This is a genomic window from Lyngbya sp. PCC 8106, assembly GCF_000169095.1.
Taxonomy (GTDB): domain Bacteria; phylum Cyanobacteriota; class Cyanobacteriia; order Cyanobacteriales; family Microcoleaceae; genus Capilliphycus.
Window position 1 is genome coordinate 44,695 of sequence record NZ_AAVU01000042.1, and the last position, 21,570, is coordinate 66,264.

Annotated in this window: 26 protein-coding genes and 1 other RNA gene; 12 read left to right on the forward strand and 15 right to left on the reverse strand. The window is 43.3% G+C overall.

Annotation, left to right across the window (positions count from 1 at the left end; all coding sequences use genetic code 11):
* Positions 1-7: 7 nt before the first annotated feature.
* The 10 genes from L8106_RS22945 to L8106_RS22990 all read left to right on the forward strand — a co-directional run bounded on the left by L8106_RS22945 (position 8) and on the right by L8106_RS22990 (position 7,241).
* Positions 8-637, forward strand: a complete 630-nt coding sequence (locus L8106_RS22945) for a response regulator transcription factor (RefSeq protein ID WP_009786861.1) — start codon at positions 8-10, stop codon at positions 635-637.
* A gap of 217 nt (positions 638-854) precedes the next feature.
* Positions 855-1,412 carry a DsbA family protein gene (locus L8106_RS22950; RefSeq protein ID WP_039897009.1) on the forward strand — a complete coding sequence of 186 codons (558 nt, stop codon included), beginning with the start codon at positions 855-857 and terminating at the stop codon, positions 1,410-1,412.
* Positions 1,413-1,684: 272 nt separating this feature from the next.
* Complete coding sequence (locus L8106_RS22955; RefSeq protein ID WP_232228557.1) at positions 1,685-2,644, forward strand: zinc-dependent alcohol dehydrogenase family protein; 960 nt, start codon at positions 1,685-1,687, stop codon at positions 2,642-2,644.
* A gap of 326 nt (positions 2,645-2,970) precedes the next feature.
* Positions 2,971-3,516, forward strand: a complete 546-nt coding sequence (locus L8106_RS22960) for a carboxymuconolactone decarboxylase family protein (RefSeq protein WP_009786866.1) — start codon at positions 2,971-2,973, stop codon at positions 3,514-3,516.
* 63 nt (positions 3,517-3,579) lie between these two features.
* Positions 3,580-4,320, forward strand: coding sequence for an SDR family oxidoreductase (locus L8106_RS22965; RefSeq protein ID WP_009786867.1), 741 nt, complete (start codon positions 3,580-3,582; stop codon positions 4,318-4,320).
* A gap of 28 nt (positions 4,321-4,348) precedes the next feature.
* Complete coding sequence (locus L8106_RS22970) at positions 4,349-5,140, forward strand: CPBP family intramembrane glutamic endopeptidase (RefSeq protein WP_009786868.1); 792 nt, start codon at positions 4,349-4,351, stop codon at positions 5,138-5,140.
* A 70-nt stretch (positions 5,141-5,210) separates the two neighbouring features.
* Entirely contained in the window at positions 5,211-5,966 is a 756-nt protein-coding gene (locus L8106_RS22975; RefSeq protein WP_009786869.1) for an SDR family oxidoreductase, read from the forward strand.
* Between the two features lie 195 nt (positions 5,967-6,161).
* Positions 6,162-6,362, forward strand: coding sequence for a hypothetical protein (locus L8106_RS22980; RefSeq protein ID WP_232228558.1), 201 nt, complete (start codon positions 6,162-6,164; stop codon positions 6,360-6,362).
* 21 nt (positions 6,363-6,383) lie between these two features.
* Positions 6,384-6,761: a hypothetical protein gene (locus tag L8106_RS22985; protein WP_009786871.1), complete on the forward strand. Its 378-nt coding sequence runs from the start codon at positions 6,384-6,386 to the stop codon at positions 6,759-6,761.
* A gap of 78 nt (positions 6,762-6,839) precedes the next feature.
* Positions 6,840-7,241, forward strand: coding sequence for a RidA family protein (locus L8106_RS22990; protein WP_009786872.1), 402 nt, complete (start codon positions 6,840-6,842; stop codon positions 7,239-7,241).
* A 369-nt stretch (positions 7,242-7,610) separates the two neighbouring features.
* Here the strand turns inward: L8106_RS22990 and lpxA are convergent, their stop codons facing one another.
* From lpxA to L8106_RS23055, 14 genes are all read right to left on the reverse strand, one after another.
* Entirely contained in the window at positions 7,611-8,429 is an 819-nt protein-coding gene (gene lpxA, locus L8106_RS22995) for an acyl-ACP--UDP-N-acetylglucosamine O-acyltransferase (RefSeq protein ID WP_009786874.1), read from the reverse strand.
* A gap of 91 nt (positions 8,430-8,520) precedes the next feature.
* Positions 8,521-9,030: a 3-hydroxyacyl-ACP dehydratase FabZ gene (gene fabZ, locus L8106_RS23000; RefSeq protein ID WP_009786875.1), complete on the reverse strand. Its 510-nt coding sequence runs from the start codon at positions 9,028-9,030 to the stop codon at positions 8,521-8,523.
* A gap of 76 nt (positions 9,031-9,106) precedes the next feature.
* The gene (lpxC, locus tag L8106_RS23005; RefSeq protein ID WP_009786876.1) at positions 9,107-9,979 is read right to left on the reverse strand and encodes a UDP-3-O-acyl-N-acetylglucosamine deacetylase; all 873 of its coding nucleotides are present in this window, start codon (positions 9,977-9,979) and stop codon (positions 9,107-9,109) included.
* Positions 9,980-10,143: 164 nt separating this feature from the next.
* The gene (locus tag L8106_RS23010; RefSeq protein WP_009786877.1) at positions 10,144-10,548 is read right to left on the reverse strand and encodes a hypothetical protein; all 405 of its coding nucleotides are present in this window, start codon (positions 10,546-10,548) and stop codon (positions 10,144-10,146) included.
* 76 nt (positions 10,549-10,624) lie between these two features.
* A complete protein-coding gene (locus L8106_RS23015) occupies positions 10,625-12,691 on the reverse strand; it encodes an AAA family ATPase (protein ID WP_009786878.1) in 2,067 nt (688 codons plus the stop codon).
* The gene (locus tag L8106_RS23020; protein WP_009786879.1) at positions 12,688-12,930 is read right to left on the reverse strand and encodes a hypothetical protein; all 243 of its coding nucleotides are present in this window, start codon (positions 12,928-12,930) and stop codon (positions 12,688-12,690) included. Before L8106_RS23020 ends, L8106_RS23015 begins: the two co-directional genes overlap by 4 nt.
* Before the next feature lie 85 nt (positions 12,931-13,015).
* The gene (locus L8106_RS23025) at positions 13,016-14,404 is read right to left on the reverse strand and encodes a DNA phosphorothioation system restriction enzyme (protein ID WP_039897011.1); all 1,389 of its coding nucleotides are present in this window, start codon (positions 14,402-14,404) and stop codon (positions 13,016-13,018) included.
* Between the two features lie 131 nt (positions 14,405-14,535).
* A complete protein-coding gene (locus L8106_RS23030; RefSeq protein WP_009786881.1) occupies positions 14,536-14,964 on the reverse strand; it encodes a hypothetical protein in 429 nt (142 codons plus the stop codon).
* Between the two features lie 88 nt (positions 14,965-15,052).
* A complete protein-coding gene (locus L8106_RS23035; RefSeq protein WP_009786882.1) occupies positions 15,053-15,427 on the reverse strand; it encodes a phasin family protein in 375 nt (124 codons plus the stop codon).
* A 27-nt stretch (positions 15,428-15,454) separates the two neighbouring features.
* Positions 15,455-15,551, reverse strand: an RNA gene (gene ffs, locus L8106_RS30955) — signal recognition particle sRNA small type.
* Between the two features lie 38 nt (positions 15,552-15,589).
* Entirely contained in the window at positions 15,590-15,856 is a 267-nt protein-coding gene (locus tag L8106_RS23040) for a YciI family protein (RefSeq protein ID WP_009786883.1), read from the reverse strand.
* A gap of 210 nt (positions 15,857-16,066) precedes the next feature.
* Positions 16,067-17,422: a DUF3370 domain-containing protein gene (locus L8106_RS23045; protein ID WP_369749483.1), complete on the reverse strand. Its 1,356-nt coding sequence runs from the start codon at positions 17,420-17,422 to the stop codon at positions 16,067-16,069.
* Between the two features lie 199 nt (positions 17,423-17,621).
* Positions 17,622-18,455: a ribosome biogenesis GTPase YlqF gene (ylqF, locus tag L8106_RS23050; RefSeq protein ID WP_009786885.1), complete on the reverse strand. Its 834-nt coding sequence runs from the start codon at positions 18,453-18,455 to the stop codon at positions 17,622-17,624.
* A 370-nt stretch (positions 18,456-18,825) separates the two neighbouring features.
* Complete coding sequence (locus L8106_RS23055) at positions 18,826-19,242, reverse strand: universal stress protein (RefSeq protein WP_009786888.1); 417 nt, start codon at positions 19,240-19,242, stop codon at positions 18,826-18,828.
* A gap of 175 nt (positions 19,243-19,417) precedes the next feature.
* Between L8106_RS23055 and L8106_RS23060 the strand changes: the two genes are divergently transcribed.
* Positions 19,418-20,620: a phosphoglycerate kinase gene (locus L8106_RS23060; protein ID WP_009786889.1), complete on the forward strand. Its 1,203-nt coding sequence runs from the start codon at positions 19,418-19,420 to the stop codon at positions 20,618-20,620.
* A gap of 63 nt (positions 20,621-20,683) precedes the next feature.
* On the opposite strand, the gene L8106_RS23065 is transcribed toward L8106_RS23060, so the two are convergent.
* Positions 20,684-21,082, reverse strand: a complete 399-nt coding sequence (locus tag L8106_RS23065) for a XisI protein (protein ID WP_009786890.1) — start codon at positions 21,080-21,082, stop codon at positions 20,684-20,686.
* 141 nt (positions 21,083-21,223) lie between these two features.
* Here L8106_RS23065 and L8106_RS23070 point away from each other — a divergent pair, with 141 nt between their 5' ends.
* The gene (locus L8106_RS23070) at positions 21,224-21,478 is read left to right on the forward strand and encodes a hypothetical protein (protein WP_009786891.1); all 255 of its coding nucleotides are present in this window, start codon (positions 21,224-21,226) and stop codon (positions 21,476-21,478) included.
* The last annotated feature ends 92 nt before the right edge of the window (positions 21,479-21,570 follow it).

Here is a 21,570-nt window from a genome sequence, read left to right on the forward strand (position 1 = left end):
CATCACGATGAGCCAAGCCACAACAATTCGGGTTCTGATTGCGGACGATCATGCTATTTTTCGGCAAGGATTAGCCACGATTATTAACCGTGACCCAGAGATGCAGGTGATTGCCCAAGCCGAAAATGGGGAACAAGCGATCGCTCTATTTGGGGAACACCAACCGGATGTCACGCTAATGGATCTGCGAATGCCGGAAGTGGAAGGAGTTGCCGCCATCGGTGCAATTTGTGCGCTCGTTAAATCTGCTCGGATTATTGTACTGACCACCTATGATAGTGACGAAGATATCTATCGGGGATTGCAGGCAGGCGCAAAAGGATATCTGTTGAAAGACACTGAACCTGACGAGCTTCTGAATGCCATTCGTACCGTTCATCGGGGTCAGAAGTACATTCCGCCTGATGTGGGAGCAAAGTTGGTACAGCGCCTTAGCAATCCAGAACTGAGTGAAAGAGAACTAGAGGTACTCCGCTCACTGGCGCAGGGGATGAGTAATGCCGATATTGCGACTGCTTTGAGTATCGGTGAAGGCACGGTTAAATCTCATGTTAATCGGATTTTGAATAAGTTAGATGTCAGCGATCGCACTCAAGCTGTAATTGTTGCTGTTAAACGCGGCATTGTCTGCTTGTAGAACTTTCGATCAAATTGGGATTCTAACTTGAGTTAGAACCAGCCTTCTACTCCACGATGGCATGGTTGCTCTATCAATTTATACTGTAAAAAATTTAACTTGCTATAGACGACGGCTTGAAAGCGATCTCCTATATTAAATTTATGCAAACAGTTATGCAGTCAATGGATTGAGTAAGTAAATTGCAAGGTTCCATGCCTGATGCAAATGTATAAAAATGAACGACGATCGTAGCCACAGTTCCTTACTTGTACCACCTTCAACCCAGGATTGGATGCGAGGTGTGCTGAGTGCTAAGGTCGTGCTGGTGATGTATGGAGACTATCAATGCTCCAGAAGTGCAGACGTTTACAGGATGATTAAAGCGATCAAACGAGAGCTGAATACTTGTTTTGGAGAAGATTATTTATGCTTCATCTTCCGTCATTTTCCGCAAGCACAGATTCATCCCAATGCTCAACGGGCAGCCCAAGCAGCCGTTGCTGCCGCCGCCCAAGGAAAGTTTTGGTTAATGAATGATACTTTATTTGCCCATCAACAGAAGTTAGAAAATGGTTATCTTGTAGAGTACGCCAATGATTTAGGGCTTGACATTCCTCAATTTCTCAAAGAGTTGTCTAAACAAGTGCATATTGATCGCACCCATGAAGATATCGAAGGCGGAATACATAGTGGAGTAACAACTGCTCCAGCCCTATTTATTAATAACATTCGATATACCGGACGCTGGAGAATGACAGAGTTGATGACAGCCATTATTGCTGCAAGTCACTAAGCTCTATCCATATCTGACTTGTTTGCTAGTGCTAGTGAGCTATCTAATTTCGATCAAGGGCCGGACGACAACGACTGGGCAGGCATCGACATCTTCCGCCTAGATGATAAAGGCAAGATAGTCGAGCATTGGGACGTGCTTCAGACTATCCCGGAAGCGTCGGCTAACGATAACACAATGTTCTAAACAGTTGAGTGCTGGTCGTGTGAAGGCCGGTTTGTACAACGGCACTGTTTATTCTAAATCAAGGAGAGTTGGCACAGATGGAATCTATGAAAGCAGCCGTATTAACTGCGTTTGGTGATGCTGAGAAGTTCGAGATTCAAACGGTTCCCACACCAACACTGAAGGCGAATCAGGTGTTAGTCAGAGTATGTGCAACCTCGATTAACCCGGTCGATTACCAAACTCGTCGTGGTGATTATAAGGAACTGGTTCAATTACCCGCCATCCTTGGAGTCGATGTTTCAGGGGTGATTGAGGCCATTGGCGAAGCTGTGGCTGATTTCAAGGTGGGAGACAACGTGTATTATTCGCCGCAAATTTTTGGAGAATTTGGTAGCTACGCTCAGTATCATGTGGCTGATGCAGCGATTGTTGCATTGAAGCCTGCAAATCTATCGCACATTGAAGCCGCTTCTTTTCCGCTTGCAGGCGGAACGGCTTGGGATTGTCTGGTGACCAGGGGCAATCTACAAGTTGGTGAAACAGTTCTCATCCATGCGGGTGCGGGTGGAGTGGGTTCGATCGCAGTTCAACTCGCTAAAGCGATCGGGGCATACGTTTTTGCGACGTGTAGTTCTAGAAACCGAGATTTCGTGACAGAACTGGGCGCAGATCGGGTGATTGATTACAAAAATGAAGATTATGTAGAAGTCATTCGTCAAGAAACAAATGGACTGGGCGTGGATTTAGTTCTAGATACGATCGGCGGAGAAACCATTCAGCGTAGTCTAGAAATCATTCGTCCCTTCGGTAGGCTGACAAGCATTGTAGACATTGCAACTCCGCAATCGCTTCTTGAAGCATGGGGTAAGAATCTGACGATTCATTTTGTTTTTTCACCCCAGTATCGAGCCAAATTAGAGGCTTTGACAAAACTAATCGAGCGTCATCAGCTTCGCCCAGTGATTGATTCAGTATTTTCTTGGGATCAGGTCGTTCTGGCACATCAGCGTCTAGAGCAGGGAGGGACACGGGGCAAAATTGTGCTGAAGTTCACAGAAAATTAGACCATCTCTTGTCTAGTTGATCCAGCTTGGCGCAAAGAAGACGAAACGATTTATGCACCTGAAATTGAGGCAACCGGATCACTCTAATCTAATCGCTCAAAACTATGAATTCACAAATAGCTCAAACCACCACTACTGCGGACTCGTCCGCACAACCATACCAACGGCACAAAACTCGATATGCGAGGCGTTGTTGTTGTGGGACTGAGAGAAAACACGATCGCATGGGCGCGGTTGTATATGGAGCAGCTTGCCCAAGTCCTACAAGCAGACATCCTAAAAGCAGTCTAACTGCTAATCAGCTTTAACTACAAGGAACAATCACCATGTCAACTGATGAGAACAAAGTTATCGCACCATCTCGACAGACTATGTATTCGAGAAAACTCATCAACAAGATAATCACTGCTTTAGGATGCATTTTTGTTACGTTACTCGTTGTGTTTTTACCTGCTACTACTACTGCACAAACTCGACCAGCAATGATTGCACCACAAACTCAACCAGAACAGAACCGCCGTGAGCAAGGCAATCAAGTTATCAATAAGCTAACCGGTGGAGCAGGGCAACCCGTACTCAATGCTCTCCGTCAGGATTTTCCGTTTCTTGCAGATGCGATCGTAGACTATTCCCTCGGTGATGTCTGGTCACGTCAGGGACTAGACGATCGTACCCGCCAGCTTGCCACTGTTGCCGTCTTTGCCGCCGCCGGAAATTTGCCACAGATGAAGATCCACGCAAGCTATGCCCTCAGACTTGGCGTAACGCAAGACGAACTTAAAGAAATCATTTACCTCACCACAGTAACGGCTGGTTTTCCGCGCTCGATTGATGCGGCACAAGCATTGCGAGAAGTCTTCACCGCGCAATAAAACGTTTTAGCACTACACCATAAGTTCGCTCGATAACCGCAAAATAAATAGGAGATAAGGCTCATGACGACGAATAAAGACACTCAAAAAGTTATTGCGATTACTGGAGCTAGTAGCGGTATTGGTGAAGCAACTGCTAGATTGCTGGCTCATCAGGGTTTACGGGTTGTGTTAGGGGCGCGACGCACCGATCGACTCGAAGCAATTGCTGCCGAAATTCGCTCCTTTGGTGGCGAAGCAGAATATCGTACCCTTGATGTCACCAATCTCGAAGACATGCAAGCCTTTGTCGAGTTTGCCCAAGATAAATTTGGTCGCCTTGATGTTGTGGTGAACAATGCAGGCTTGATGCCGCTCTCCAGGCTAGAGGTACTCAAGATCGATGAATGGAACCGCATGATTGATGTGAACATTCGCGGTGTGCTTCACGGAATTGCTGCTGCACTACCCCTCTTTAAGCAGCAACGATCAGGGCAGTTTGTCAATCTATCCTCGATCGGCGGTCACAACGTCTATCCAACCGCAGCCGTGTACTGCGCCACTAAGTTTGCAGTTTGGGCGATTTCCGAAGGACTGCGGCAGGAATCGACAGACATCCGGGTTACGGTGATTTCGCCTGGCGTGACGGAAACTGAACTTGCCAGCACGATCACGGATGCTGAAGCAGCGGAATGGGTGGGGGGATTTCGTGAGGCAGTGATTCCAGCAGATGCGATTGCACGGGCGATTGCCTTTGCGATCGAGCAACCCGCAGGGGTGGATGTGAATGAAATCATTGTTCGACCGATTGGGCAAATGAGCTAAGAAGACGGATCATTTGGAGACTAAACCAATGGCAATTCTGAAACAATTTGGGATTTTATTTGTATTGGGCAGTGTGGGAATTGTCATGTTCACGATCACGTCTATTCCTTTAATCGAGCAACAGTTAGCGAAACTGTCTCCAGAAACACTGGAAAAAGTGCCTCCATTGGGAACTTTAATGCTTCTGCAAGGACTACAGTATTCAATTCTACTGGCAATCAGCATTCTGATCGGAATTGGCTGTGCCTATCGTGTTGGATTAAGCTCCCATTTGATTGATCATTGGGTGTTTCATACCGCTAAGTCTCTATCTTTTGCTGTTGAGATGAAGTGGAGCTTGGGTGTGGGTGCAGTGGGGGCGATCGTTCTCTTGTTGCTCGATCGGTTGATGCAACCTGCCCTACCTGAAGCACTACAGGCAGCCAATAATACAGAACCAAGTGGGTTGAATTTGCTCACAGCAATGTTCTATGGTGGCATCACTGAGGAGATTTTGATGCGCTGGGGTTTAATGTCGCTGCTTGTTTGGATCGCGTGGAAAGGTCTAAAACAAGGCGTTACGTTGCCAAGTCAAGGGATTTACCAGGGTGCGATCGTTCTAGCCGCTTTGGTATTTGGACTACTACACCTGCCAGCGACTGCCGCGATCGTTCCCCTCACGACCGTTGTGATTGTCCGAGCGATATTACTCAATGGGATTGCTGGCATTGCTTTTGGTTGGCTCTTTTGGCAATACTCGCTTGAGGCTGCGATGTTATCCCATGTCAGCTTTCATGCCTTTTCCTTTGCTCTTAGTCTAATGCTTGCAAGATTTGTCTAAGCTTTTTTCTAAAGCGATTTCATGATTATTTCAAGAGAGAACAACCGGACTTGATTTTAGGAGAAATAGAATGATACTGCACGATAAAGTGGCGTTAGTTACGGGAGGCGCATCGGGAATTGGTCGAGCAACAGCGATCGCATTCGGTGCTGCTGGAGCCAAAGTGGTTTTCTCGGACATACGCGGTGTAGAAGGTCAAGAAACGGCTGATTTGATTCGCGAGACTGGGACGGAATGCTTGTTCGTGAAATCAGATGTATCGAGTGAGGCGGATGTCCGGGAATTGGTGCAGAAAGCGATCACGACCTACGGCAGACTCGATTGTGCCTTTAACAATGCTGGCATTGATCTTGCTGTTAAACCACTGCACGAACAATCGATCGAGGATTTTGACAAGATCATGTCGATCAATGCGCGAGGAGTATTTCTGTGCATGAAATATGAAATTCAACAGATGCTCACCCAGGGCGCAGGCGCGATCGTGAATAATTCGTCCACCAATGGTCTTGTTGGGCTGCCGGGAATTTCTCCCTACGTTGCCAGCAAACACGCGGTGATGGGGCTGACACGCACTGCCGCACTTGACTATGCCAAACAGGGCATTCGGATTAATGCTGTTAATCCCGGTCCCATTGCGACTGATCTAATGGCTCGTAGCGCTAACCAGATGGGCATCACGTTCGATGATCTCGGATCTATGGTTCCAATGGGTCGGATTGGTCAGGCAACGGAAATTGCTCAAGCAGTTGTATTTCTCTGCTCTGATGCTGCCAGCTATATTACAGGACAACCTTTAGCGATCGATGGCGGATATACAGTGAGTTGATTTTTGATTGTTGATCGTGGAATCACAGTGAATCGATCCATCAACAAATCAAACCGCGATCGCTTCTTTAAGAGATAATCAGCTCTGCAATTTTAGATGGTGAATCAAATGATTAAGTACAAAGATTTTGCGCCTCGAATTACTGAACGGGGACCCTTCGGCGGACCTACCGAGTATGAATCCTTCTCGGAGGTTGTGAGTGCTGTAAATCAGTGGATCGAAAGTACAACGATACAGGTGATCAATGTTGAAACTGTTGTTTTACCTGATCGGATTAAAGGCATGGGTGATGGTGACTACGGAGTGACGACCAGTAATGCTTTCTACCCAGTGATGATCAGTCAGGGTCTTGCAATCAATTGCTTTCAATGTGTGCGTGTGTGGTACAGAGAATAAGCTTTATCGGAAAGAGAAAAAATGAAACGATTTACCGGGTTTACTTTCCTGTATCTTGCGCTGGGAGTTTGTCTAACGGCGATCGCGCTTGGATACCCAAATCTACCTTCGGGTCTTCAAACCAGCCTGTTCATCAGTGCAGGAGTATCCTACCTTGTTTGTCTCTTCAGTACCTTCCCATTTTGGCGGGAGACGACAATCCGCTTCTATCGCCGCCGCAATTCACTGGTTATTCTACCCTGGTTGGTGATTGGATTCAATATTGTTTGGATGATCTGGGAGGTTCAGAGTCAGAACTGGACAATAGAAGCCATTTTACAAGCGTTTTCGCGGCTAATAGTTGTCTTACTGTTTGCAGAAATCATTGCGATTACATGGCAAGTGAATTCTGAACATTAGTGTCTAAATCGGATGATGCCCAAACAAACTCGTTTCAGCAACGCGAGATAGAGTCAAACATACTACACAAGGAACACCATGAATAAGCCCAAGTTTTTTGTCACCCCTGGTTATGGGGAACGCCTGCTGAATGAATTGCATTACTCGCAAGCAGTAAAAATTGGCGATCGCGTTGAGACATCAGGTCAAGGTGGCTGGGATGACAATCTGCAAATTACCGAATCGCTTGCAGACGAGATTGCTCAGGCGTTCCGGAATGTAGAGCGAACCTTGGCAACTGCTGGTGCGGGTTGGGAGCATGTTGTCCACGTTAATTCTTACCATGTTGGCGGGTTCCCCCCGGAGGTTAACGAAGTGATGTCCAAGCTATTTCGTCATTATATGCCCAACCACGCTCCAATCTGGACACAGGTAGGAGTCGCGGCGCTTGGACTACCCACGATGCGGATTGAAATTCGCGTGACTGCAATTGTTCCGTGAGTTTTGCAAGCGTTAATAACACAATTTATGCTGCTCGAAAACTGGTCTATCACTTAAAAGGAGAACTCAAGACTGTGAATTCACAAACAGCTCAAACCACCACTAATGCTGACGAGTCGGCAATCCGTGCTTTCCTTCACCAGATCTCAATTAAGTGCGGATATTCTCAAGTAGGTGCGGAATTCCGCGTTTTACAAATATTTACATCGTGTCCTATTTTGCGCTGATCTCGGCTTTACCCCTTACTGAAACCAGATCAAACATTGCTGTTTCCATCTGATTTCCAATAAAAATCCTATAGTCTGTAAAAATATCCATCGCCCAGTATTTATACTACTGCAAATTTACCTGCTGCTCTGATTTCAGGTACTACATTTCTTCCAAATGGGATGAACTGCGTTTTCCGGGAACTAAACCTCGACGTTCTGAAGTAATTGCTAATCGCATAAAACGACTTAAGTGTTGTAAATTGGGATGATCGGATAATAATTCTAACTGTTCTAACGCTTCTTCGAGTCGATAGCCGGAACGATACAAAATCCGAAATGCTTTTTTCAACAGCGCCAAATCTTCTGGGCTAAAACCTGACCGTTTTAAACCAATACTATTCAGCGATCGCACTTTCGGAGGTGTTCCTTCTACCATCATAAACGGAGGTACATCTTGAACAATGCGCGTCAATCCAGCAATCATTGCTAGTTTACCAATATGAACAAATTGATGCACACCCACAAGTCCACTAATTCGGGCTTGAGACTCAATATGAACATAACCCGCTAATGCCACACTATTAGCAATAATAACTTGATCTTCAATCACACAATTATGAGCCAGATGAGAATAAGCCATTAACAGATTTTGATTTCCTAAAATGGTAGCTTGACCTTCATAAGTCGCCCGATTAATGGTGACATATTCTCGAATCACATTATCATTACCAATGCGGACAAAACTAACGCCTCCCTGATATTTTAAATCTTGAGGTTCAGTTCCAATAACTGCACCCGGAAAAATTTGATTGCGATCGCCAATTTCTGTCCAGCCCTCAATCACGACATGAGGGCCAATGGTTGTATCACGCCCTACCTTAACATTTTCCCCAATCACAGCATAAGCTCCCACTTGTACACTGGGGTGTAGTTGTGCTTTGGGATGAATAACAGCCGTTGGGTGAATTAAGGTGATCATAGAGATTTGTAATATTTAGGGTTGGTGATGGGGGGTGATTTCAGAATGTTTAAAATCTAGTCCGATCTCTAAAATCACCTGATAACGCTGATTAGTCTATGCTAGAAAACATCAATTCGCCTTCACAAGTCCGTTTACCATCCACTTCGGCTTTGGCTTGAACTTTGGCAAAACGACGGCGTTTCAAGGAAAGTATATTAACCGTCATAATCAGTTGATCGCCGGGAACCACGGGACGACGAAATCTGACTTTATCGATGCCTGCAAACAGGAACAAGTTCCCATCAACATCAGGAATTTGGGTTAAAATCACTCCCGCGACTTGGGCCATCGCTTCGACGATCAAGACTCCGGGCATAATCGGTTTTCCGGGAAAATGCCCTTGAAAATGAGGTTCGTTGAAGGTGACATTTTTGATTCCCACCGCCCGTGTACCGGGTTCATACTCAATGATGCGATCAACGAGGGCGAAGGGATAACGATGGGGTAACAGCTTTTGAATTTCTTCGACACCCATAACAGCTTGAACCACTTTTGTCGCGGTGCCGTTGGGGGTTTCCACAGGGTTAGAGTTAACAGGATCGGATTTTACGTCTGACATTTGATCAAATTCACAGTTTCTAGTTAGCTTCCCATTTGTCGGTCAACTCTAGCAATAAAGTTCAACGACAGAGGGTTCAATGGGCGGCTAGGGCGACTTGTTGAATGCGTTGAACCAGTTGGGTATGTAGGTGGTGTCCGGCTTTGTAAGCCAAGTAATGAGCTTGGGGAATAACTCCCAACAAGCTCAAATCCCCTACTAAGTCTAAAATTTTATGACGGACGGGTTCATTTGAAAATCTCAAAGGGGGATTTAACCAACCGTCGTCGCCGCAAACCAAGGCATTATCGAGGGTTCCGCCTTTGATTAATCCGGCTTGTTGCAGGTGTTCGACTTGATGATCGAGAACGAAGGTGCGGGCCGGGGCGATCGCTGTTAAAAAGTCTTCCTGTTGCGGCACCCAACTATGCCATTGTTGACCGATCGCCGCCATTTCAAAATCTATGGCGTAGCTAAAGCGAGTTTCGTCTGCGGGGATAGCCATCACAAAAGCATCGCCCTGACGCACGATTATTTCTTGGCTAATGGGTATGATTGGGGTGGTTTGGCAGGTGATTGCGAGTCCTGCATTTGCGATCGCTCTCGCCCAGATTTTAGCTGATCCGTCTAACAACGGAATTTCTGGGCCGTCAATTTCGATGCGGGCGTGATCAACTCCCATGAGTGTTAAGGCGGATAATAAATGTTCGACAGTACGAATACTGGGTTTTAAGTGAGGATTTGAATAGTTAATATGATCGGCAATTGCGAGTTCGGTAGAAAGTGTGGTGGAAACGACTGATTTAATTGTTGCTGGAATAATCGGTTCTTCGGGTAAATCAACTCGCACAAAATAGCGTCCGACTGCGGAACTGGGTAAAATCCGAACAGTTGTTTTTAAACCGCTATGTAAGCCGATACCCGACTGAATAATTTCCGAAGCTAGGGTGTGTTGAGTATTTTCTGTCATTTGTTCTCCTTTGACTGTAAGTTGCGATCATTGTTGCCGATCTCAAGGTTTTTTGGCAATCTCACAGTCTGTTAATAGAAGTTTTGACTGACAGCTAGGGCAACAACTCAAAAATGTTCCTAACGATGAATATACAATAATTTTAACGCCAACTGAGATGAATTTTAGGGAATTGACATCATGGAAGCAGCCGTACAAACCCGCATCATCATTTCATCGGTTGCTGCATCATAAATTGAAGAAAGGTTGCCATTATCAATGGCTGACGGAGGTCTAATATTATCAATTTCATTATAATTTGAAACGCCAAGAATATACCACTGCCAAGTGCGACAATGACTTTTAGCATAGACCATTTCATCACCAATTTTGTAGGTAAATAAAGTTTCTCCTTTGTCATATAAACGAATACTGTACATGGAGACATCAAGATAAAGCTTTTTTCCCATAGATTCTCCCATATAAGACCAATAAAAAGGAGATTTTTCGGCGTTGGCGCCAGGAGTCTGGATTGAGATTAAGGTGGTGAACACAATCGCAATAGTTTTCGCAATAGATTTGATATTCATTATGCCAGATAGAGACAGCTACTTACTGGTTACGAATCTCTCGCCCTAAAATCAGAATATTTATCGAAAATAGTTGTTAAAACTCATAATTTACTTCTAAAATCTCCGTATATTCAAACTCATTGGGACTGTATTTAACCAAAGGATAACAAACCCCGCCTAATTCGATAGAGTCTTCCTCACAATCTGTTTTGGGGGAATTGTAAGACAAAATATATTCTCTACCAATACGTTTTTCCATTTCTTGGGCGACTTCTCCCCGCCATTGAGTTTTCGTGACTAAGACAATTAACTGATTGGCTAATTCTGGAATAATTTTAGCAATTTGACGGCGATAAATTTCATCTAAACTCCCAAAAGGAGAATCCATAACAATCGGAAATGTACTGCTATCTGGCCCCATGAGGGTATTTTTTTGACTCCATTCTCGCACTCCTTCAATAATTCCACCAATAAAAGATAAACTAAGAATTTGATTTTCTCCTGTAGAAGCGGCGACTTGGGCTTCATCTCCGGCTGTAGTTTCAACTAATCTTAATTCATATTGTTCAGTTAGCTTAGGAAGATAGGGAGTAAAGGAAATTCGACTAAAAATATTTTGAACTCGACTTTCTAGTTGCGAACGAAATTGTTGATCTAAGCGATCTTTGACTTGAGTTAAACGGGTAATTGCATCTTGAGTTTTTTCAATTCTTCTTTGGGCTAAAACTTGTTTCATTTCATTCATTTTTAGCTTATCAATCTGTCTTTCCAGTTGACTGACTGAACTCTGGGTATTTTCAATTTGTTGTTGGTTTGAACCCGTTTCACGGTTGAGGTTATTGATTTTAGTTTCGACTTCATCTAAGCGTTTTTGAAGTTCCTGAATATCTTCATCGGGGTAATTTCTCAGCTTTTTTTTGAGATCATCAAGTTGGGTTTCAATTCGAGATAACTCTGTCCTATTTTGGTTTAAGTTTGCTTGTTGTTGATCAACTTTTTGCCAAAATTCCGGAACTCGCTTTTCCATTTCATCAACTTGGGTACTCATGCGAATTGCTGTTTCTTCCACATCTGCAACTCCAGCTTTTCCTAACCAACTTTCGACTTCTTCTCGGTTGGGGGTTCCTGGGGTTAATTCACTCCCACAAATACAATGCTGTTGATGAATTAAATCTTGAATAAACTGTCGGGTAATTCCCGTTTGGAGTTCTCCTTTTTCTCTCAACTGTTCAAATTTTTCTCGGAATTTAGGAATTGCTTCTGAGAGGAAAACAGTATACCCTCGTGTAGAAATCTCTTGACGAATGGTTTCATTTGCTTGTTGAAGTTGTTGTCGAATTAGTTTTGCTTGTTGTTCGAGTTCATCTCGGCGTTTTTGCAATTCTCCAGCCCCTTTTAAGTCTAATAAACGACTGCTAAGGGTTCTTTTCAGTTCATTTTGATGATCTAACTCTTTTTCGATTTCGGTTTGACGCCGATTGAGTCGATCTATTTCTTGTTCTAATTTTTTCTTATCTTTGATATATTTTTTAGTTTCTGCATCTCCAATTAAACTCAGATCTGTTTCTAAAGATTTTCTGGCTTCTCCTAAATGTTTAATCGCTCGATTTAAGACTTCTACGCCTAATAATTCTTTTGTTGCTTCGGCAATTTCGGCTTTTTTATCATCTCTAACAATTTGTTCAATTCGTTCACCATCAAAGAAAAAATATTGATGTAAACTGATTGGTAAAATTCGATTAATAATATCATCAGGATGTTGAGGCGGTATTGTCCAACGTCCATCATCTCCCGCCACTTGCATATACAATTCACTGGGAGATTGTTCGATTTCTTTATTGTTTTTATACGCCCGACAAACTCGTTTAACTTGATAGCGTTTATTGTCATGTTGAAAGACAACTTCAACCCAACACAATACAGGTTTTCCGGGTTCTGACTCTGCGATCGCTCTTTTATTGACTAAAGACTTAGAAGCCGCAAAAGCAGCACTAAATTTATCATACAACACCCAAGTAAAAGCATTCATTAATGTTGTTTTTCCCGCCCCATTATTCCCATGAATAACTGTCGTATTCCGAACTCCCGAAGCTAAAATTATTTCAGGGGTTTGACTGTAGAGTTGACGAAAATTGCAGAGACGAATTGAAATCAGTTTCATTGCACCACTTCCTTAATAATTTTGAGGATATCATCATTAATATTACGAGGTATTTTCATATAGAGTTTATCGCGTTCGGCTTGTAAAACTCGTTCAATTATTTCTTGAACTTCTGGAGACGCATCAGCTAAGGGATCTTGAAGATTATTTGAGTCACTTTCGGTCTGATAAGATGATTTGTTCTCAGCAAAAACATTAGAAATTGTGCGACTTAAACTTTCAGAATATTGTAAACTCATTTTATGGAGGTTTAATTATCTCTAAATTTTACTGTATCACAGATCAAATTTCATAAGAGTGATCTTAATTTTTATTTGAACTGAATCAAAGATCTAACAAACCATATCGCTTTTGTAATTCTAGTAATTGCATTCTGGCTTCTCCGGCGTTATCAGCTAAATCCGCAAATTCTAAAAACCGTTTTAACTCTTTTCTCAACAAATTGCGTTCAACTTCTAAGGTATCTCGCCCCAAATCGGGTGGAAGTACAATCATATCAAATAAAGTTGCTCGTTCTTTGTGCGGATGAGGGCGCAAAATTCGTCCCCGACGTTGTACAAATTGACGAGGATTGCTGCTACTCGCAAGAATCACTGCATTTTGAATCGCCGGAATATCAACGCCTTCATCTAAACACCGAATCGCAACTAACCCTTGTAATTGTCCAGTTTCAAACTGATGACGAAGCTTTTCTCGTTCAATTAACGGGGTTTCTGCGGTATAAGTATTCACCCGATAACCGAGTTTCATTCCTAACAATTCTACCGTTGCTTCTAACTGACGAGTCGATGAAAATTCACTACTTTCCATACTCCCATCTCCACAATAAAACAAAGTATGAGTTGTCTGTAAACGATTTTTCATTAACTGATGCAAGGCTTGAATTTTGTTAGAAGCTGACCCAATTAATCGCGCCCGTTGGATTAATAAAGCGGTAATTGTTTCATTTTTTTCGAGATTTTTTTCCTCCATCAATGCCCAACCAATCCGAGTCGTTAACCGAGAATAGGCGCGACTTTCGGCTGCGGTTAATTCGACTAAAATCGGATAATAAAGATAGTGAACTAAAGCCCCCTGACGAATCGCATCAGCGAGGGTGAGTTCGGGTTGCAAAACAGAACCAAAATATGCGATAATAGAATCAGTTCCTTCTTCATCAAAATGACGTTCAGGTGTGGCGGATAACCCCAAACGTAACCCGATATTTCGAGGTAAACTTTCTTCTAAACGGGGTGAACCTAAGTTATGAACTTCATCGCCAATAATTAGGGTTTTTTCGGGAAAATAGCGCAGTTGAGACTGAAACCCCTCAGAAATTAAAGTGGCGTTTGTCGTAATAACAGTCAGAAACGGTTGAAAACCTGAACCAATATTATAAAGTTGGGCAGAAAGTTGACGTTGCCAGTTGTGAACACTTTCAAATGCCAACAGAGGTTTTAAGCCAAATTTTTCCGCCTCTCGCCCCCATTGCGTCACGAGATGACAATAGGGACAAATAACCAGTAAAACCTGTAGATTTATTTGGCGATAAAGTTCAGTAGCAATTGCTAAAGCGGTAATCGTTTTACCACTTCCAGTTGCCATTTTTAAGGTTCCTCGTCCCTGATTGGTAAACCAACTTTGAACTGCTTTTTCCTGATAAGATCTCAGTTGAATAGAAGCCGGAAGTCTGGGAACTCCGAACAAAGATACATCCTCTAATGGTAGATTCACCGATGACTTATACTGACTAAAAAAGCAAAAGAGAGAATAGGGAATTAAAAGCCGGATGTATAATCTTTATTTTATAAAGAGTTTTATTGGAGTTTAAACCCCTAAATTATCTCCAGATTAAAAGCAGAATTTTATTGAGATTCCCAATCGGGACAAGTATCATCTTCAACCCCTGTCGGGTGCATGGCACAAACTAGCAAATTTCCCCCGTACACATGACCATGATAATGTTGACAACCCCGACAAGCCGAATACTGAGTCGAGGTGGGATGAACGTAGGTTACAAAGGGTTCAAACTCACTCTCGTCGAATTCTAATTCTAGGTCAAAGTAGATATCAAGAATCGGTTCAACAATTTCATTGAGATATTCTTCCAATTCTGGAAAGACTTTATTGTGAACTTCTTCGGTAATTTCTTCTGAAAACTTAGTCAGTTCATCAACCATTTGATCCCAGTCTCTACTGATATCAGTGAACAACTTTTCGACTTCATACACTGCCGTCCCGACTGCTTCAAAAAAATCTTTTGACCAATCTTCCATCAGATTTGCCACCTGCATATTAACGATTTTTCAGACAAAGCCGTATAGAATAGGCTTCATCTGGAAATCCAGTATAACACTGCCACCTTAATAGACTGGGGAGATTTTACTCTCGCTTCAGACGACGCAGTTCTTCCTGTAAATTTTGTACCTGTTGGCGCAATTGTTCAGCCGGGTCAACGGACGCGGATTGATCATCTTCGGCGTCAATGATCTCAATTTGACGGGGTTCTGGGGGATTTTGAGTTGAGCTTTTCGGTTGGGAAGGTTGTTGTTGAGCTTGCTTGAGAGTATCTTCTACAAAACGACGAGCTTCATCTGTCGTCATCTCGCCTCGCTTCACCAATTCATCAGCAAGTTTTTGAGCCTCAGTTCTCAACTCTGCCATGTTCTTAGCCGCTTTCTCGCCTGCATAAGCAGCTAACCCAACACCTAAGTAAACAGCTTTCTGGACGAGATCTCCTAAACCTCGGGGTTGCATAATGCCTCCTATCTGCCTACAGACAAAAGTGGCCCGGAGTCTACGCCTATCTAGAGCATCCCATGTTGCTGCTACCTTCCGGTCCTGACAAGATTTGGGCGTCTTGACCGCGTAGATCCGAGCCACTTATGAGTTTAACACAAATTTTTAATTTTTTCCACTTCATTCGACAACAACACACCATTCAAGAAGTTCATAGCTGACGCAGCCATTTTGAACCAGGGGGTCTTGCTCAACAATTGCCTTTGCTTCTTCTTTTGACGCCGCCTCAAACAGAAGCATTCCCCCGCCTCGCTTCCCCCAGTAGCCGGTTTTGGCTTTGTGTCCTTTCGCGATTAAATCTTTCACGTAGGCGACATGAGCCGGAACATACTGATCAAAGACTGGTTTTTCGACAATTCCTTCTTCTATTTTGACAAACCAGGGCATTTGTGTTAACGATTAATATTAGGTTCTCAATTCATTATCCAATGTTTCTGAACTTCCACTGTTTAGATAGATACAGCTTTTACATTCTCAGATCGAGACGAATCAGAAACAGTCAACTTTTGTAGTTTACTCCACATTTTAAACTGATCATTTTTCCAAGAATAAAATCTTTACAATCCTGGAGAGTGAATTGACTTCCCTTCTACTCTTTTAGTCTTCCAATGTCTGAACAGTCAACACTTGAGGAGGTGACGCATCTGGAGGGTAAAGAAAATCAAATTCTACTCGTCGCTGTTGTTGCGGTTCAATTTCTAATTTAACTAACGGTTCTCCCCGTTGTCCTCGTTTTTGAACCAAATGAATATACCGAGTCTGACGGTTTCCGCGATCATCAATATAGCGAAATCTCACAGTTCCCCGAAAAAAAGTTTGAGGCGCAACTGGATCTAAAAATCGTAATCCATTTTGAGACAATTCATCTTCTTTTAGAGGAGTTTGTAAAGTTAAAATGACCGTTTTAGTTTGATTTGTAGGATTATAAAGCGGTAAATCTAAACTATATTGAATCCCATAATTTCCGTGTGCTTGATAAGCCGTATCAGGATAACGCACTAACATTTCAGCACTTTGATTTTGGTTCGTTCCTAACTGTCCTTTCGGTAGGGTACTCATTCCATAGGAAAACGCCTCTCCCGGTTGGGGAATTGTTAAATAAGAATTCCCTAAATTATCCACTAATTCAGCATTCCAAACCGAACCTCTCGCCACACCCGCAACCCGTCCATAAATAATCTGATTAACGTTTGTATCAGGAGGCGTAGGAACGCGATCACGAGGCGTTGATAACTGTCCCGTTTTTAATAAACTTTTCCATTCAGATAACGAAGGCGACGGTTCATTTCCATTCCGTTCCATGCGAGCAAATTTAGCTAAACTCGCCACATAAACTTCACCATTACTTTCCAAACGCATATAGGTTGAACGACCATTTAAAGGCGGTTCTAAAGTTCTCACCGGAATCGGTAAATTCACTAGCATTCGGCTTTTTTGAGGCGGAATTACAATTTTTTTGGGAAAAATATTCTGTCTTTTTCCTCTTAAAACATCACTCATTACTCGACCACCAGGCCCCGCATAAACCCGTCCATTGGAGTTGTCAACCACAGGCGGAAGTTCAATAAACGGTGCATCCGGTTGACTTAAATAACTCGCTGCTTGTAAAATATTAATAGTGACAGATTTATTAGTCGGATTATGAACCAAAATCCCTAAATAAAGCGTGCGTAAATCTTCCGGTGTTGGGGGTTTTGCCACATGATGAGCAAAAATATCAAACCGTCCTTTAAACGCAAAATTCAAATGGGCTTCTGGATTTTTTTGATCATTACCTGGAAAAGTAGATAGTAAAATTCCTTCTGATAAAATCAATTCAGGACTATTGCTATTAAAAACCGGAATATTATCTAACTCACCCGGTAACGGACGCACCTCTTGGGGTTGAACAATTTCTGTAGCGGGAGGTTGGGCTTGGGCGAAAAAAAGAGACGTTAGTAATAGAGGTAAGATCATCTTTACAATCAGCACATTTGATAACAGTTTAGACTGTTAATTTTATCAAAAAGTTCCTTCTTTTTTAAGAGTTAAAGACAAGTCTATCATTAAACAATATACTCCCATACCCCTGATAATTATTGATAAATTTCTGAAAGTTTCTATAAAAGTTGATTCAACAATTGATGATCTCTCGGCTATCTAAACTAAGAGTTCAATTCGGTGGTAATTCTAACGGAAGCGCTCCTAATAACCCTTTCCGAAAATCATTTAAGAGATGACGAGCCGTGCGTTCTATGTCATCTTGATAGGAGTGACTAGCGAGTTGATGTAAATACACTTCTCCGGTAATATTATCAGGAGTGAAGTTATAGCGATCGCCAAGCTTACTTTCTAACCCTAAATCGAGCAAAAATTCTACCAATGCTGCGGCTACTTCTTGATTTTCATAAGAAGCTTCGCCGATATCTTCACAAACCGCTAATTTGAGTGCCTTTTCTTCATTATTAATCCGAGCCGGAATCACACCCGGCGCATCTAATAACTCAATTTGATCAGAAATTCTCACCCAACGAAGCGATCGCGTAACGCCCGCCCGTCTAGCACTATCAACAACTTTCCGCTTCAATAACCGATTAATTAAAGCCGATTTTCCTACATTCGGAAATCCCATCACAACCGCCCGTACTGGACGAGGAAGCATCCCCCGACTGCGCCGTTTTTGATTAACTTCTACCCCCACTTTTCTCGCGGCTTTCGCCACCTCCGCCACCCCTTGTCCTTTTTGTGAGTTTGTAAAATAGGGCGTTTCTCCCTGTTCCATAAACCAATCTTCCCATTGTTGCTTCACCTCCAGGGAAATCATATCCATGCGGTTTATAACTAATACCTTCGCCTTGCTTCCCACCCATTGAGGAACTTGAGGATGATGTGTTGTTAGGGGAATACGAGCATCGCGCACCTCCAATACTACATCAACCCGCTTGAGTTGTTCTTGGAGGTTACGTTCAGCTTTAGCGATGTGACCGGGATACCATTGAATTGCCATAAAACACAGGGAACAGGGAACAGCGGTGCGACTAGGCGCGATTCTCAATCCGCTCTGCGTAACGCGCACCAAGAGAGGGAACAGGGAACAGACAAGCTAGCAAGCTAGCAATAGGGAACGGGGAACAGGCAAGCTAGCAATAGGGAACGGGGAACAGGGAAAACACAGTCACCATCTCCCCATCTCCCCACCGATAACCCATCCGTTTCCATTCATCATTAACCCAAAAAACCCACCGATAACTCATCCGTTACCCATCCCCACCTCCCCACCGATAACCCATCCGTTTCCATTCATCATTAACCCAAAAAACCCACCGATAACTCATCCGTTACCCATCCCCACCTCCCCACCTCCCCATTACTTAAAGTTAGGGTACAACCAAAACTGGACAGGGAGAAAGATTGATCACCCGGTTGGTAACACTATCGGTAACATTACCTTCAGATAAACCTATGCCTCGGCTGCCCATCACGATCAGATCCGCCTCAATTTCATCAGCGACATCACAAATGGTAAAGGCTGGTTTGCCCTCACGTTCGAGGGTTTTGACCTCAACTCCGGCACTGACAAACATGGCTTGGGCTTCTGTCAGCAGTTTTTGAACCGCGTCTTCAGAAGTCATCTTCTCCGAGTGGGGAGGTTCGCCCGTTTCGTCTTCCTCGGGTTCGAGGACGGCCAGGATCACCAGGTTAGCCTGGTAAGTTTTAACAACGTTAAGAGCCACATCAGCCGCTTCACGGGCTTCTCGGCTTTGATCGACAGGAAGTAAAACAGTCTTAAACATAACACGTCTGCTCCAAGACGCGGACTCCGGTAAAATGTTTACAGTGAACGGTTATTGATGAAAAGATATCATCATATCGATTGATCAACCGCTTAAACGCTGTTAATTCAGTCAATAGCTCCGCACCGATTCCATTTGAACTTGATCATAATAACCAATTAGGAGGTTAAACCCTGTGACTAAAAAAACTGTAGCAAATTTATCGGCATCCGACTTATCTGGAAAAAAGGTACTGGTGCGGGCGGACTTTAACGTGCCAATTGACAATGGTTCTATTACAGATGATACTCGGATTCGCGCGGCTCTGCCGACGATTCAAGATTTGACCTCAAAAGGCGCTAAGGTGATTCTCACCAGTCACTTTGGACGTCCAAAGGGTAAGGTGGTTGAGTCGATGCGTTTAACGCCTGTTGCGGGTCGTCTGTCGGAACTGTTGGGTAAAGAAGTTAAAAAATGTGACGATTGTATCGGTGATCAAGTTGCCTCTGTGGTTAACTCGATGAACAATGGCGATGTTGTACTTCTGGAAAATGTTCGTTTCCATGCGGGTGAAGAAAGCAATGATCCCGAATTTGCCAAGCAATTAGCCTCAGTTGCAGATTTGTACGTTAACGATGCGTTTGGAACTGCCCACCGCGCCCACGCTTCCACTGAAGGCGTCACTAAATACCTCAGCCCAAGTGTAGCGGGTTTCTTGATCGAAAAGGAACTGCAATTCCTCAAAGGTGCCATTGACGAACCCCAACGTCCGTTAGCGGCGATTATTGGCGGTTCTAAGGTGTCGAGTAAGATTGGTGTGATAGAAGCCTTACTCGATAAGTGTGACAAGCTGCTGTTAGGCGGTGGGATGATTTTCACCTTCTACAAAGCCCGAGGTTTGAGTGTCGGTAAATCGTTAGTTGAAGACGATAAAATCGAACTGGCGAAATCTTTGGAAGCCAAAGCCAAGGAAAAAGGTGTCGCCATGTTACTTCCGACTGATGTGATTGTCGCAGATAAGTTTGATGCAGAAGCCAATACTCAAACGGTTAGCGTCGAAGCCATTCCTGACGGTTGGATGGGTTTAGATATTGGCCCGGACTCTGTGAAGGTCTTCCAAGATGCTTTAGGAGACTGCAAAACCGTAATTTGGAACGGCCCAATGGGTGTGTTTGAAATGGAGAAATTTGCCAAAGGAACCGAAGGCATTGCCCAAACTTTAGCAGGATTAACGGGAACTGGAACCACAACTATTATCGGGGGTGGTGACTCTGTTGCTGCGGTTGAACAGCTTGGTTTAGGTGAGAAAATGAGCCATATTTCTACAGGTGGTGGTGCAAGTCTGGAGTTGCTGGAAGGGAAAGAATTACCCGGTATTGCGGCTTTAGATGAAGCGTAATTTCTAATTACAATTACCGTTTTTTGGGTGTGTTTGCGATCGCGCAGGCGCACCTTTTTTGAATCAAACCGATCTTTGTGATGAATGGGATAAAACTGTTGCGGAGGGTACACCATAACCAGTATAAGGTCGTTTGTAGGGTGGATGTAAACCCAAAACAATATCTTCGGGAGGAATTCCCCGATTAACCAGTTCTTGAGCAATATTAACCTCAGTAAGATTGCGTTGAATCCAAATTTTGTTATCTTTAATATCGAGATGAATAAAACAGTTGTAAACCCGCTTGAGTCCTTGCCATCCAATATCAAGTAACTGATAATGATTCTCCAAAGGAGACGCTACGCGAACGTGTTCTCCATCAAAAATCAGTTGACACTCCATATCCGGCTCATTATTTTCTCCAACACTTTGCTCGGCAAGAAATTTGCAAATACATTGGCGATAACGTTCTAATTTATCCATCTTTCAATTCTCTCCAGTTCGGGATTATAAACGATTAGTTTGAGTTGATACGGCTTGAGTTAGAAGATTGAAGTAAAACTTGCTACTACAACTAAACGCGCAGGTGTTATCATTAAGTTATTCCTGTAATTATATTAAAAGATGAGTCAGCCGATCGCAATTCCGCAAGCTTCGGAAGAACTAATAGATTTTATTGCATCAGGAGCAACACCTCAGCAAATTATCTCTTTTCAAGCTTCTCAACAAATTAAAGAAAGAGTTGCAGATTTAATCGAACGAGAAAAAACAACAGGCTTATCAACGGAAGAAAAATCCGAATTAGATCGGTTTTTGCAATTGGAACATTTGATGAGATTAATCAAAGCTAGAGCATACCAATATATTGAGAAGCAGTAACAAATTTTGAAATGTCACGCCCTTATATTAGTGAGAAACTACGACAACAGGTAGCAAGTCGTGCAGACTTCCTCTGTGAATATTGTTTAATT